The organism is Rhodovarius crocodyli (assembly GCF_004005855.1).
In the GTDB taxonomy this organism is placed as follows: domain Bacteria; phylum Pseudomonadota; class Alphaproteobacteria; order Acetobacterales; family Acetobacteraceae; genus Rhodovarius; species Rhodovarius crocodyli.
Genome location: NZ_SACL01000005.1, coordinates 269,064 through 280,977, shown reverse-complemented (window position 1 = coordinate 280,977; position 11,914 = coordinate 269,064). Strand labels below are relative to the sequence as shown.

At 70.6% G+C, this 11,914-nt stretch carries 10 protein-coding genes; 5 read left to right on the top strand and 5 right to left on the bottom strand.

Going from position 1 to position 11,914, the window contains the following annotated elements; genetic code table 11:
- Nucleotides 1–37 precede the first annotated feature (37 nt).
- Complete coding sequence (locus tag EOD42_RS16180) at nucleotides 38–955, bottom strand: LysR substrate-binding domain-containing protein (RefSeq protein WP_127788589.1); 918 nt, start codon at nucleotides 953–955, stop codon at nucleotides 38–40.
- Nucleotides 956–1,107: 152 nt separating this feature from the next.
- Between EOD42_RS16180 and EOD42_RS16175 the strand changes: the two genes are divergently transcribed.
- The 5 genes from EOD42_RS16175 to EOD42_RS16155 are packed head-to-tail and all read left to right on the top strand — an operon-like array spanning nucleotide 1,108 to nucleotide 7,894.
- Nucleotides 1,108–2,106: a Bug family tripartite tricarboxylate transporter substrate binding protein gene (locus EOD42_RS16175; RefSeq protein ID WP_127788588.1), complete on the top strand. Its 999-nt coding sequence runs from the start codon at nucleotides 1,108–1,110 to the stop codon at nucleotides 2,104–2,106.
- Nucleotides 2,107–2,118: 12 nt separating this feature from the next.
- The gene (locus tag EOD42_RS16170; RefSeq protein WP_127788587.1) at nucleotides 2,119–4,191 is read left to right on the top strand and encodes a hydantoinase/oxoprolinase family protein; all 2,073 of its coding nucleotides are present in this window, start codon (nucleotides 2,119–2,121) and stop codon (nucleotides 4,189–4,191) included.
- A 3-nt stretch (nucleotides 4,192–4,194) separates the two neighbouring features.
- A complete protein-coding gene (locus EOD42_RS16165; RefSeq protein WP_127788586.1) occupies nucleotides 4,195–5,799 on the top strand; it encodes a hydantoinase B/oxoprolinase family protein in 1,605 nt (534 codons plus the stop codon).
- A gap of 58 nt (nucleotides 5,800–5,857) precedes the next feature.
- Entirely contained in the window at nucleotides 5,858–7,303 is a 1,446-nt protein-coding gene (locus EOD42_RS16160) for an MFS transporter (protein WP_240655185.1), read from the top strand.
- 51 nt (nucleotides 7,304–7,354) lie between these two features.
- Nucleotides 7,355–7,894, top strand: coding sequence for a DsbA family protein (locus EOD42_RS16155; protein WP_127788584.1), 540 nt, complete (start codon nucleotides 7,355–7,357; stop codon nucleotides 7,892–7,894).
- Here EOD42_RS16155 and EOD42_RS16150 read toward each other — a convergent pair.
- From EOD42_RS16150 to EOD42_RS16135, 4 genes are all read right to left on the bottom strand, one after another.
- Nucleotides 7,891–8,376 (bottom strand): hypothetical protein, encoded by a 486-nt coding sequence (locus EOD42_RS16150; protein WP_206020375.1) that lies wholly within the window; start codon nucleotides 8,374–8,376, stop codon nucleotides 7,891–7,893. The genes EOD42_RS16155 and EOD42_RS16150 overlap by 4 nt on opposite strands.
- 59 nt (nucleotides 8,377–8,435) lie before the next feature.
- On the bottom strand, nucleotides 8,436–9,452 hold the full coding sequence (locus tag EOD42_RS16145) for an Ldh family oxidoreductase (protein ID WP_127788583.1): 1,017 nt from the start codon (nucleotides 9,450–9,452) through the stop codon (nucleotides 8,436–8,438).
- Between the two features lie 58 nt (nucleotides 9,453–9,510).
- The gene (locus EOD42_RS16140; protein ID WP_127788582.1) at nucleotides 9,511–10,569 is read right to left on the bottom strand and encodes an NAD(P)H-dependent flavin oxidoreductase; all 1,059 of its coding nucleotides are present in this window, start codon (nucleotides 10,567–10,569) and stop codon (nucleotides 9,511–9,513) included.
- Between the two features lie 120 nt (nucleotides 10,570–10,689).
- The gene (locus EOD42_RS16135) at nucleotides 10,690–11,907 is read right to left on the bottom strand and encodes an aminotransferase class III-fold pyridoxal phosphate-dependent enzyme (protein WP_127788581.1); all 1,218 of its coding nucleotides are present in this window, start codon (nucleotides 11,905–11,907) and stop codon (nucleotides 10,690–10,692) included.
- Nucleotides 11,908–11,914 lie beyond the last annotated feature (7 nt).

Sequence of the window (11,914 nt, the reverse complement as noted above, 5' to 3'; positions counted from 1 at the left end):
GCGGCGGGAAGGGCGGGCCGTGATGCGGCCTTTGCGGCTAATCCTGTGCGTCCGACATTCGCAGTTCACCCAGCAGCCAATCCCGGAAAACCCGGAGCGCCGGCTTGGCCTCGTTGCCCTCGGGGTAGCCCAGCACATAGTGCTCCTCGCTGGCGAAGGGCCGGTCCAGCGGGGCGGCCAGGCGGCCGCTCGCCAGCTCCGCCTCCAGCATCCAGCGCGGCAATAGCGCGACGCCGAGCCCCGCCGCCGCCGCCTCCGCCAGCACGGCCATGTGGTGGTGCTGGGGGCCGCGCCGTCCGTCCACCCCGCTGACGCCGGCCGCGGCCAGCCATTCCGGCCAGGCGCGCGGCCGCATGCTGAGTTGCAGCAGCGTGTGCCCGGCCAGATCGGCGGGGCGGCGCAGCCCCGCCGCCAGGGCGGGTGCGCAGACCACCAGCCGTTCCTCCGCCATCATCCGGTGCCGGGTCACGCCCGGGGCCTCCGCCTCGGCGCCCGCGAGCCAGATCGCCACGTCCACATCCTCGGCCGCGAAATCCAGCGGCGTCAGGCTGGTGGTGAAGTTGCGGGTGTTCACCATCACCCCCGGGTGCCGCGCCAGGAAACGGGGCATGCGCGGCATCAGCCAGCGCGCGGCGAAGCTGGGCGGCACGGACAGGTTCAGCGTGCCGCCGGTGCCCCGATGGGCCAGCAGTTCCTCCGTCGCGGCGCGCAGCCGGGCCAGGGTGGCGCGCACCACGGGGGCATAGGCCGCGCCCGCCGGGGTCAGCGCCAGGCGCTGCCGCTGGCGCTGGAACAGCCGCAGGTCCAGCAGCGCCTCCAACCCCGCGATCTGCCGGCTGACGGCGGATTGGGTCAGCGCCAGCTCCTCCGCCGCGCGGGTGACGGACAGGTGCCGCGCCGCGGCCTCGAAGGCCTGCAGCATCTGGGCGGGCGGCAGTTGCCGGCGGGCGGACATCCAACTTCATTCCGAATGGGAATGACAGCATGAGAGCATCTCGTTGGACGGGACAAGGGCCGGGGGCGAGTATCCGCCACAAGGGCGCGGTCCAACGCGGCCATTGGGGATGTGCCGCCGCTTCGCATGGCCGAAGCCGAAAAGGGTGAGACATGACCGAAGCGCATCATCCCATCAGCCGCCGTGCCGCGCTCGCCCTGGGCGGCGCCGGCGTCGCGACCCCCGCATTGGCCCCCGACGCCTGGGCGCAATGGCAGCCCGCCCAGCCCATCCGCATCCTGATCGGCTATCCGCCCGGCGGGGCGGTGGATGTGCTGGTCCGCATCGTGGCCGAGGCCGCGAGCCGCATCCGTTCGGTGCAGATCATCCCCGAGGTCCGCTCCGGCGCCTATGGCTTCCTGGCGGCCCAGGGTGCCGCGCGCGCCACGCCCGACGGCACCACCCTGTGCAGCGCGATCATGGGCATGATGTCGGTGCTGCCCGAGATCCCGGGCGTGCCCGTGCCCCTCGACCTCGACAAGGAGATCGTGCCCGTCGCGGCCCTGGCCGGCACGCCCATGGCCATGGTCGCGCGCCCCGACGCGCCGTTCAGCGACCTGGACGGGCTGATCGCCTATGCACGCGAAAAGCGCGGGGCGGCGACCTACGCATCCTCGGGCAACGGCTCCACCAACCACCTGGGTGCCGCGCTGTTCGCGCAGATCACGGGGGTGGAGATGACCCATATTCCCTATCGCGGCGGCGCGCCGGCCACGCTCGACGTCTCGGCCGGGCGGGTGGACATCATGGTCGCCAATGTGGCCGAGATCGCGAGCCAGGTGGCCGACGGGCGGCTGAAGGCGCTGGGTGTCACCTCCGCCACCGAAACCTCCATGCTGCCGGGCGCCACGCCCATCGCCGCGCGGTTTCCGCAGATGGAGATCAACAACTGGTTCGGCCTGGGCGGGCCGGCCGGCCTGCCGCCCGCCGTGCGCGAGGGGCTGGGCCAGATGTTCGCCGCCATCGTGTCCGAACCCGCGACCCGAGAGGCGCTGCTGCGCCGGGGGCTGGAGCCCCTACCGGAATACGGCGCCGCCTTCGAGAACCGCATCCGTGCCGACCGCCAGAAATGGCGCGGCGTGATCCGAGCCGCGAACATCCGCGGCGACTGAACGGGACCACCCATGAGCAACCAACTATCCCTGGGCATCGACATCGGCGGCACCTTCACCGACCTAGTGCTGCTGGACCATTCCGACGGCCGCGCCGTGATCTGGAAGGAGAGCACGACGCCCGACGACCCGGCGCGCGGCGCCATGACGGGTGTCGCGGGGCTGCTGAAGAAGGCGGGCGTGGCGCCCTCGCGCATCGGGCGCGTGGTGCATGCCACCACCCTGTTCACCAACGCGCTGATCGAGCGCAAGGGTGCGCCCACCGGCTTCCTCACCACCGCGGGCTTCGCCGACGTGCTGGAGATCGCGCGGGAGCGGAAATACGAGCTGTACGACCTGTTCCTTGAGATGCCGGCACCCCTGGTGCCGCGCCCCTGGCGGGCCGAGGCGCTGGAGCGCCTGGCGCCTGACGGGTCCATCGAAAAGCCGCTGGACGTGCCGGCGATGCTGGGCGAGGTGCAGTCCCTGGTCGACCAGGGCGTGACCAGCCTGGGCATCTGCTTCCTGCATTCCTACGCCAACCCGGTGCATGAGCGCCTGGCGGCCGAGGCCATCGCCGCGCGCTTCCCGCAGCTGTCTCTGTCCCTTTCCTGCGACATCGCGCCCGAGGTGCGGGAATACCCGCGCATGGTGACGACCGTCGCCAATGCCTATGTCCGCCCCATCGCCGAGACCTATCTCGACCGCATGGAGGCCGCGATGGCCGAGGTCGGCATCCCGGGCCGCATGTTCATGATGCTGTCCAATGGCGGGCTGACGCATGTCAGCGAGGCGAAGCGCGCGCCCGTGCAGTTGCTGGAAAGCGGGCCGGCGGCGGGTGCCTTGGCCGGTGCGTGGTTCGGCCGGCACGCCGGGCTCGACCGCGTTCTCGCCTTCGACATGGGCGGCACCACCGCCAAGCTGGCGCTGGTGGATGACGGAGAGCCGCTGGTGGCCTGGGGCTTCGAGGCCGCCCGCGCCAAGCGCTTCCTGCGCGGTTCCGGCCTGCCGGTGCAGATCGCAACCGTCGAGCTGATCGAGATCGGCGCGGGTGGCGGTTCCATCGCCCGGAAGTCGGAACTCGGCACGCTGCATGTCGGGCCCGAAAGCGCGGGCGCGCAGCCCGGTCCCGTCTGCTACGGGCGCGGCGGCACCGAGCCCACCGTGACCGACAGCGACCTCGCGCTCGGCTACCTCAACCCCGATTTCTTCCTGGGCGGGGCGATGACCATCGATGCGGGCGCGGCCGAAGGGGCGCTGGCGGGCCTGGCGGTGCAGCTGGGCCTTGATGCCGCGCGCGGTGCCCACGGCATCCATGATGTGGTGAACGAGAATATGGCCGGCGCGGCCCGCGTGGCCATCGCCGAACGCGGCCGCGTGCCGCAGGATTACGCGCTGCTGGCCACGGGCGGTGCGGCGCCGGTCCATGCCTGGAACGTCGCCGGCAAGCTCGGCATCGATCGGGTGGTGTGCCCGCCGGGGGCGGGGGTGGGTTCGACCATCGGCATGCTGATGGCCCCGGCCCGGGTGGACCGCACGGCGTCCTACACCGTGCCGCTGAAGCAGGTGGATTGGGCGAAGATCGGCGGCATCTTCGCGGGGCTGGAGGCCGAGGCCCGCGCGATCGTCGCCGATACCGGGGCCGATTTGTCGCGCGCCTCGGTCCGTTGGCTGGCGGATATGCGCTACCAGGGCCAGGGTTCCGAGATCACGGTGGCCCTGCCGGGTGAGTTGACCGAGGCGGGCGTGCTGGCGGGTTTCGAGGCCGCCTACAAGGTGCTGTTCGGCCGCACACCGCCCGGCGCGCGGGCGCAGATGGTCACGCTTCGGCTGTCGCTGCTGGCCCCGATGCCCGGTGCGGGTGACAAGCTGCTGCTGAAGGGCGCAGCGGGCGCCGAGGCCCTGAAGGGCCGGCGTGCGGTGCATTTCGCCGACCAGGGCGGGGTGTTCGACACGCCGGTCTATGACCGATACGCGCTGCCGACCGGCAGCACCCTCGAAGGCCCCGCGGTGTTCGAGGAAAACGAGAGCACGTTCATCGTCGGCCCCGGCGCGCGGATTTCCGTGCTGCCCGAGGGCTCCATCCTGGCCGAACGGAAGGCCTGAGCCATGACCAAGACCTTCGACGCGGTGGAGCTGGAACTGCTCTGGCGCCGCCTGATCTCCCTGGTGGATGAGGCCGCGGCCGCGCTGGTGCGCACCAGCTTCTCCACCCTGGTGCGGGAAAGCTACGATTTTTCCTGCGTGGTGACCGACGCGACCGGCCAGTCGCTGGTGCAGGCGACGGAGAGCATCCCCTCCTTCATCGGCACGCTGCCCGCGACGGTGAAGCATTTCCTGCGCTTCTTCCCGCTGGAGAGCCTGTCGCCGGGCGACGTGCTGATCACCAATGATCTGTGGATGGGCACCGGGCACCTGCCCGACATCACGGTCGCCAAGCCGATCTTCCGCAACGGCCGCGTGGTGGCGTTTTCCGCCAGCACAGCGCATGCGCCCGACATCGGCGGCAAGATCCGCAGCCCCGAACCGCGCGAGGTGTTCGAGGAAGGGCTGCAGATCCCACCCATGAAGCTGATGAAGGCCGGTGAGGCCGACGCCACGCTGGTGGCGATCATCCGCCAGAATGTCCGCACCCCCGAACAGACCATGGGCGACCTGTGGGCGCAGGTGGTGGCGCTGGACATGATGGAGGAACGGCTCGGTATCCTGATGGAGCAGGCGGGCCTCGATGACCTGACGGAGCTGGCGGCCGTCATCCATGACCGCTGCGAGATGGCGATGCGCAACGCCATCCGCGCCCTGCCGGACGGCACCTATCACAGCGAGTTGCAGACCGACGGGCTGCTGGACAAGCCCATCACCATCAAGCTGGCGCTGACCATCGACGGAGACAGCATCCACGCCGACTACACCGGCACGGACGGGCAGGTGGACCGGGCGATCAACTGCGCGCTCTGCTACACCTATGCCATGACGATGTATGGGGTGAAGGTCTGCACCAGCCCCAACCTGCCGAACAATGAGGGCGCCTGGCGGCCGATCTCGGTCGAGGCCCCGGACGGCTGCATCGTGAACCCGGTGTTCCCGGCCTCGGGCGGGTCGCGCATGCTGATCGGGCATTACCTGCCCATGCTGGTCTTCGGCTGCCTGGGGCAGATCGTGCCGGAGCGCGTGATGGCCGCCTGCGGGTCGCCCATGTGGGGCATGAACCAGTCGGGCGTGAACGCCGAGGGCAAGCCCTACGCCAACATGTTCTTCTACAATGGCGGCATGGGCGCGAATGTGCAGGGCGACGGCATCTCGTGCCTGTCCTGGCCGTCCAACGTGTCCTCCACGCCCATCGAGATCAGCGAGCAGATCGCCCCCCTGCGCTTCCACCACAAGCGCCTGCGCCCCGGCAGCGGCGGGGCAGGGCGGCATCGTGGCGGGCTGGGCCAGGAGGTGCTGCTGGAAAGCCGTTCCCCCACGCCGATCGCCGTCTCGTTCCTGGCGGAGCGCACCATCTTCCCGGCCTTCGGGATCGAGGGTGGTGAGGCCGGCGCGCCGGGCGTGCTGGAGGTGAACGGCCAGCGCGTGGACCCCAAGCGACAGTATGTGCTGCAGACCGGCGACACGGTGATGATGGCCACGCCGGGCGGGGGCGGGCATGGCCCGGCGGCCGCGCGCGATGCCTCGGCCGCGGCGCGCGATCAGGCGGCGGGATATCTCGGATAGGGGGTGGAACCTTCCTGTGCCGCACCCGTTTGCATTCCGTGACATCGGAGGGCAACGGGTGCCGCAGAGCGTCAGCCCACACAGCTTCAGCACGGATGTGCCCAACCGCCTGGACCGGCTGCCCTGGTCCCGCTTCCACTGGCTGGTCGTAATCGCCCTGGGCATCACCTGGGTGCTGGACGGGCTGGAGGTCACGCTGGTGGGATCGCTGGCCGGTGCCATCCGCGAAAGCCCGCATCTGCGCCTGACCGAAACCCAGGTGGGGCTCACGGCCTCGGCCTATCTGCTGGGGGCGGTCGGCGGCGCGCTGCTGTTCGGCTGGCTGGCGGACAGGCTGGGCCGCAAGCGGTTGTTCACCCTGACGGTGCTCGTCTATCTGCTGGCCACCATCGCCACCGCCTTTTCCTGGGATTTCTGGTCCTTCGCGCTGTTCCGCTTCCTGACCGGGGCGGGCATCGGCGGCGAATATTCGGCCGTGAACTCCGCCATCCAGGAGCTGATTCCGGCCCGCAAGCGCGGCACGGTGGACCTGGCGGTGAACGGCACTTTCTGGGGCGGGGCCGCGATCGGGGCCGCGTCCTCGCTGGTCCTGCTGGACCCGGCCATCATCGACCCCGAACTGGGTTGGCGCCTGGCCTTCGGGGTGGGGGGCGCGCTGTCCATCTCCGTCCTGTTCCTGCGGCGCTGGATCCCGGAAAGCCCGCGCTGGCTCATGACCCATGGCAGGCGGGCGGAGGCCGAGGAAAGTGTGCGCGGCATCGAGGCCTGGGTGGCGGCCGAGAAGGGGCCGCTGCCCACCTCGCAGGGCAGCCCCATCACCATCGACCCGCGCACCCACACCACCCTGGGCGAAGTCGCGGCCACCATGATCCGCCAATACCCGCGCCGCACGGTGCTGGGGCTGGTGCTGATGGCCTGCCAGGCCTTCTGCTACAACGCCGTCTTCTTCACCTACGCGCTGGTGCTGACGCGCTTCTACGGCATCGAGGCCGCGCATATCGGCTGGTACATGCTGCCCTTCGCGCTGGGCAACCTGATGGGGCCGCTGATGCTCGGCCATTTTTTCGACAGCATCGGCCGCCGGGTGATGATCACCGGCACCTATGCCATCGCGGGGCTGCTGATGGCCTGCACCGGCTTCGCCTTCGCCCAAGGGTGGCTGTCGGCCTGGGAGCAGACGCTGGCCTGGACGGTGATCTTCTTCTTCGCCTCCTCCGCGGCCTCGGCGGCCTATCTGACGGTGGGCGAGAGCTTTCCGCTGGAAATGCGCGCCATGGGCATCGCGCTGTTCTATGCCTTCGGCACGCTGGCGGGCGGCGTGGCGGGCCCGGCCCTGTTCGGCTGGCTGATCGAGGGCGGGCAGCGCACCGACATCATGTGGGGCTATCTGCTGGGCGCGGCACTGATGCTGATCGCGGCCGGCACGGAATGGAAGCTGGGCTTCGCCGCCGAGCGCCGGCCGCTGGAGGAAGTGGCGCGGCCGCTGTCGCAATCCGGGGGTTGACCGGCGGCGCGTGCGGGCGTGCCCTGCGGGCTTCACCTCCAGGAGACACCGATGCACGCCGATGAACTGAGCTGGGGCCACGGCCCGCGGGTGTTCGAGATGTTCCTGGAACCGACCTGCCCCTATTCCGTGCGCGCCTTCAACAAGATGGACGCGCTGCTGGCGCTGGCCGGCGCGGACAAGGTGACCGTGAAGCTGCGCCTGCAATCCCAGCCCTGGCACATGTATTCGGGCGTGGTCATGCGCTGCGTGCTGGCCGCATCTACCCTGCCGGCCGGCCGCGAGGCCGCGAAGAAGGTGCTGGCCGCCGTCGGCGCCCATCGCGAGGAATTCGAGTTCGAGGCCCATGCCCGTGGCCCCAACATGGACGCGACGCCACGGCAGATCATCGCTCGCATCGAGGAATACAGCGGCCTGGCCCTGGCTGAGGCCTTCGACGTCAAGGAATTGCAGGCTGCCATCAAGTGGCACGCGAAATATGCGCGCCAGAACGGCATTCACGTCTCGCCCACCTTCATGATCGATGGGCTGATCCAGTTCGAGATGAGCAGCGGCGACCCGGTGGAAAGCTGGGCTGAAAGGCTGCTTTAGCGGGAGAGCCCCCGGTTCACCGCCCAACCCAGCCAGAGGCAGCCCAGCAGCAGCAGTCCCTGGGCGATGGCGAAGGGCGGCTCGGACTGGGTGGGCGCCAGCGCGTGCAGAAAGCCGATCTTCTGGAAGCCCTGCACCACCGCCACGAAGGCGTTGAGGTACTGCGCCATCACCGCACCCACCACGAAGGCCAGCCGCCAGCGCCCCGCCAGCCGCCTGCCGTACAGCGCGGCGCAGGCCAGGGCCAGCAGCACCAGCGACAGCACCCCGAAGGCATGGGACGGCAGGAAGCCGTTATACGGAAACATGAAGCCCGTGACGCTGGTGGCGATGGTCAGCGCCAGGAACAGCGCGGTGCGGCCGGTGGGCAAGGCACCCCTGACCATGGCGGCCAGGGCCAGCGCGCCCACTGCCAGCGCCAGCAGGCTGATGACCACATGCAGCCCGGTAAAGGCGGCGAGAGAAAGCCCCAGCAGCATCATGTCTTCCCCTTGGCTCGGGCCGCCAGGATGCATGAAGTGTGTTGGTATGTCGAAACGTTTCAGCCGGCCAGCAGCGCCGCCACCTCGTCCAGCAGCGCGCGGGGCACCTGCATGCCCTCCTGCTCCGACCGGCGGCGGGCGGCATAGCGCCTGAGCGACGGCAGCCGCGCGCCCTGGCCGGTGATGGCGCCGAACATCGCCTCGGCGGCCTGCACGCGGTCCACCTCCTGCGGGCCCATGAAGCGCGTGGGGTCGATGGCGATCACCAGCTCGCCGCCCAGCGGCGCGCTGCCGCGCCCGCCGTCGCGCGCCATGGATTCCGCGCTCGTCATGTCCCCGATCATCGGGCCTGCGATCAGCTCCACCATCGCCGCGATGGCCGAGCCCTTATGGCCGCCGAAAGGCAGCATGGCGCCGGCCAGCACCGCCTCGGGCGAGGTGGTGGGCTTGCCGTCGGCATCCACCCCCCAGCCTTCCGGCAGGGGCTTGCCGGCGCGGCGGTGCAGCTCGATGTCCCCGCGCGACGCAGCACTGGTCGCGAAATCGAACACGAAGGGGTCCTTGCCCGGGCGCGGCCATCCGAAGGCGATGGGGTTGGTGCCGAACACGCCCACCCGCCCGCCGGCCGGCGCCACCCAGGCGTGGCTGGGCGTGCAGGCCAGCCCCACCAGGCCGTGGCGGGCCACCGCCTCCACATCCGGCCACAGGGCCGAGAAATGCGCGCAGTTGTTCACCGCCAGCGCCGCGATGCCCCCGGCCCGCGCCTTTTCCACCAGCACCGGCAGGCCCAGCTGGAAGGCCAGCGGCGCGAAGCCGCCATCGGCATCCACCCGCACCATGGCCGGCGCCACATCGACCACCTTCGGCACGGCCTGGGCATTCGCCGTGCCCATGCGCATGGTCTTGGCCACCATCAGCAGCCGGTACAGCCCGTGGGAGCCGCCGCCGTCACGCTCGCCGGCCAGGATGATGTCGGCCACGGGGGGGATGTGCGCCTCGGCCAGGCCCAGCCCGCGCAGCGTGGCCTCGATCAGCGCGCGCAGCGATTCAAGGCTGTGATGGACGGTCTCTGACACTGGCGGCTCCGTGCGGGGTGGGGTTTCCTTGTGCCAGCCCCGCGCGGCGCCGGGAACCTCAGTTGCCCCCGACCTTGTTGCTCTGGCCCCTCATCAGCCAGCGGGTCATCTCGGCGGCGGGCATGGGGTGCGCCAGCCCGGCGGCCTGGCCCGCCCACATGCTGGTGTAGTCGTCGCGGCCGGCGGCCTCGGCGGCCGCGCGCAGGGGCGCGACGGCGCCGCCGGCGGTGGGGAAGGCGGGGGCGTGCTCGCTCAGCGGCCCGACCTCGCGCATCAGCCGGTTCACCAGGCCGCGCGCCGGGCGGCCGGTGAACAGGTTGGTCACGGCGGTCCCGCGCTCCGCGGTGTCGCGCAGGGCGGCGCGGTGCAGGGCGGGGATGCTGGCCTCGGGCGTGTGCAGATAGGCGCTGCCGACCTGCACGCCGGCCGCCCCCAGCACGAAGGCGGCGGCCACGCCGCGCGGGTCGCTGATGCCGCCCGCCGCGATCACGGGCACCTTCACCGCATCCACCATCTGCGGCACCAGCGCCATGGTGCCGGGCTGGGTGGTCATGTCGAGGCCGAGGAAGGTGCCGCGATGCCCGCCGGCCTCATACCCCATGGCGATCACGGCATCGACGCCGTGCGCCTCCAGCCAGCGGCCCTCGGCCACGGTGGTGGCGGATGAGATGATCTTCGCCCCCGTCGCCCGCACCCGCGCCAGCAGCGGCTCGGCCGGCAGTCCGAAGTGGAAGCTGACGACGGCGGGGCGGAATTCCTCCACCAGCGCGCAGGTCGCGTCATCGAAGGGGGCGCGGTTGCCGGCGGGGACGGGGGCTGCGGGGTCCAGCCCTTCCTCGACGTAATAGGGCGCGAGCCGGGCGCGCCAGCGCATCTGGGCGGCCGGGTCGGGCTCGGGCGGGGTGTGGCAGAAGAAGTTCAGGTTGAAGGGGCGTCGCGTGCCGGCCTTCACCTTCTCCAGCGCGGCGCGCAGCTGCTCCAGCGAATAGGTGGCGCTGGGCAGGGAGCCGAGGGCGCCGGCCTCGCAGACGGCCACCACCATCTCGGGCGTGGTGGCGCCGGCCATGGGGCCCTGCACCAGCGGCAGCTCGGTGCCGAACAGCGTGGCGATGGACATTATTTTTCCTCCCAGTAGTATTAATGTTCTTTTTTATAAAAAAGAACCAAAAAATTTTTGAGAGTTAAAGTTTGCAAAGTCTTTTTGCTTCTTTTTCTTCAGAAAAAGAAGAAATCTTCACTACAGCGCCTTTACCGCCTTGAACCCGGCCTCGGCCGCCACCAGCGCCGCGTCGATATCGGCCTCGGCATGCGCGCAGCTGAGGAACATGTTGTGGCGCGGATGGAAATAAGCGCCCGCCTCCAGCGCCGCCGAGCAGAAAGTGTCGGCCTTGCGGAAATCCGGGTCCTCCGCGAACAGCATCAGCGGCATCTGCGGCGGGCCGGATTGGCTGATGGCGATGCCCTGCCGCTCGGCGGCCGCGGCCAGCCCCGCGCGCAGCCGCTCACCCATCGCGCGCATCCGCGCCGGGCCGTCGATGCGCTGCAATTCCCTCAGCGTGGCCAGCGCCGCCGCCATCGCCACCGCCCCGCACCAGAAGGAGCCGGTGGAATACACCTGCGTCGCGGCCTCCCGGTACTTGTCACCGCCCGTGACCGCGCCCATCGCGTATCCGTTCGCGATGGCCTTGCTGAAGGCCGTCAGGTCCGGGCGGACGCCGTAATCCTCCCAGCTGCCGGCCAGGTTCAGGCGGAAGCCCGCGCGCACATCGTCCAGGATCAACGCGGCATCCGCGGCATCGGCCAGGGCGCGGGCCTCGGCGGCGAAGGCGCGGGTGGGCAGCTCCAGGGGCTTCGACATGTCGTGCCGGAAGGCGGAGACCAGGATGGCTGCCAGATCGCCTTCCGCCTCGGCGGCGGCCGCGCGCAGGCTGGCCACGTCGTTCCAGTCGTAATGGATCAGGTGCAGCCGGTCCTCGGCCGTGACGCCGGCCAGCGACGGCGTGCACCAGGGCGCCGCCCCGTGATAGGCGCCGCGCGCCACCAGCACCTTGCGGCGCCTGGTCTGCGCACGCGCCACGGTGACGCACACGGTGGTGGCGTCGGTGCCGTTCTTCTGGAACTGCGCCCAGTCGGCATGGGCCACCATGCCCACCAGCGTCTCGGCCAGATCCACCAGCACGGGGCCGGGGCCGTTCATGGCATCGCCCAGCGCTGCCTGTTTCGCGGCGGCGGCCTCGACCACCGGGGCGCGGTGGCCCAGCACCATGGGGCCCCAGGCACACATGAAGTCGATGTAGGTCCGCCCGTTCACGTCCGTCAGGCGGCAGCCCTCGGCGGAGGCGAAGAATTGCGGATAGCCCGCCGGCAGCTTGGCGGCGTTCAGATGCCCCCACATGCCGCCGGGGATGACACGGGCTGCCCGTTCCCGCAGCGCGGCGTCCTGGTCGTTCAGCATCCGATTC

Coding starts and splice junctions, on each gene's coding strand:
- EOD42_RS16165 (WP_127788586.1), top strand. CDS start 4,195: ATGACCAAGACCTTCGACGCGGTGGAGCTGGAACTGCTCTGGCGCCGC.
- EOD42_RS16150 (WP_206020375.1), bottom strand. CDS start 8,376: ATGATGCTGCTGGGGCTTTCTCTCGCCGCCTTTACCGGGCTGCATGTG.
- EOD42_RS16175 (WP_127788588.1), top strand. CDS start 1,108: ATGACCGAAGCGCATCATCCCATCAGCCGCCGTGCCGCGCTCGCCCTG.
- EOD42_RS16140 (WP_127788582.1), bottom strand. CDS start 10,569: ATGTCCATCGCCACGCTGTTCGGCACCGAGCTGCCGCTGGTGCAGGGC.
- EOD42_RS16135 (WP_127788581.1), bottom strand. CDS start 11,907: ATGCTGAACGACCAGGACGCCGCGCTGCGGGAACGGGCAGCCCGTGTC.
- EOD42_RS16155 (WP_127788584.1), top strand. CDS start 7,355: ATGCACGCCGATGAACTGAGCTGGGGCCACGGCCCGCGGGTGTTCGAG.
- EOD42_RS16170 (WP_127788587.1), top strand. CDS start 2,119: ATGAGCAACCAACTATCCCTGGGCATCGACATCGGCGGCACCTTCACC.
- EOD42_RS16180 (WP_127788589.1), bottom strand. CDS start 955: ATGTCCGCCCGCCGGCAACTGCCGCCCGCCCAGATGCTGCAGGCCTTC.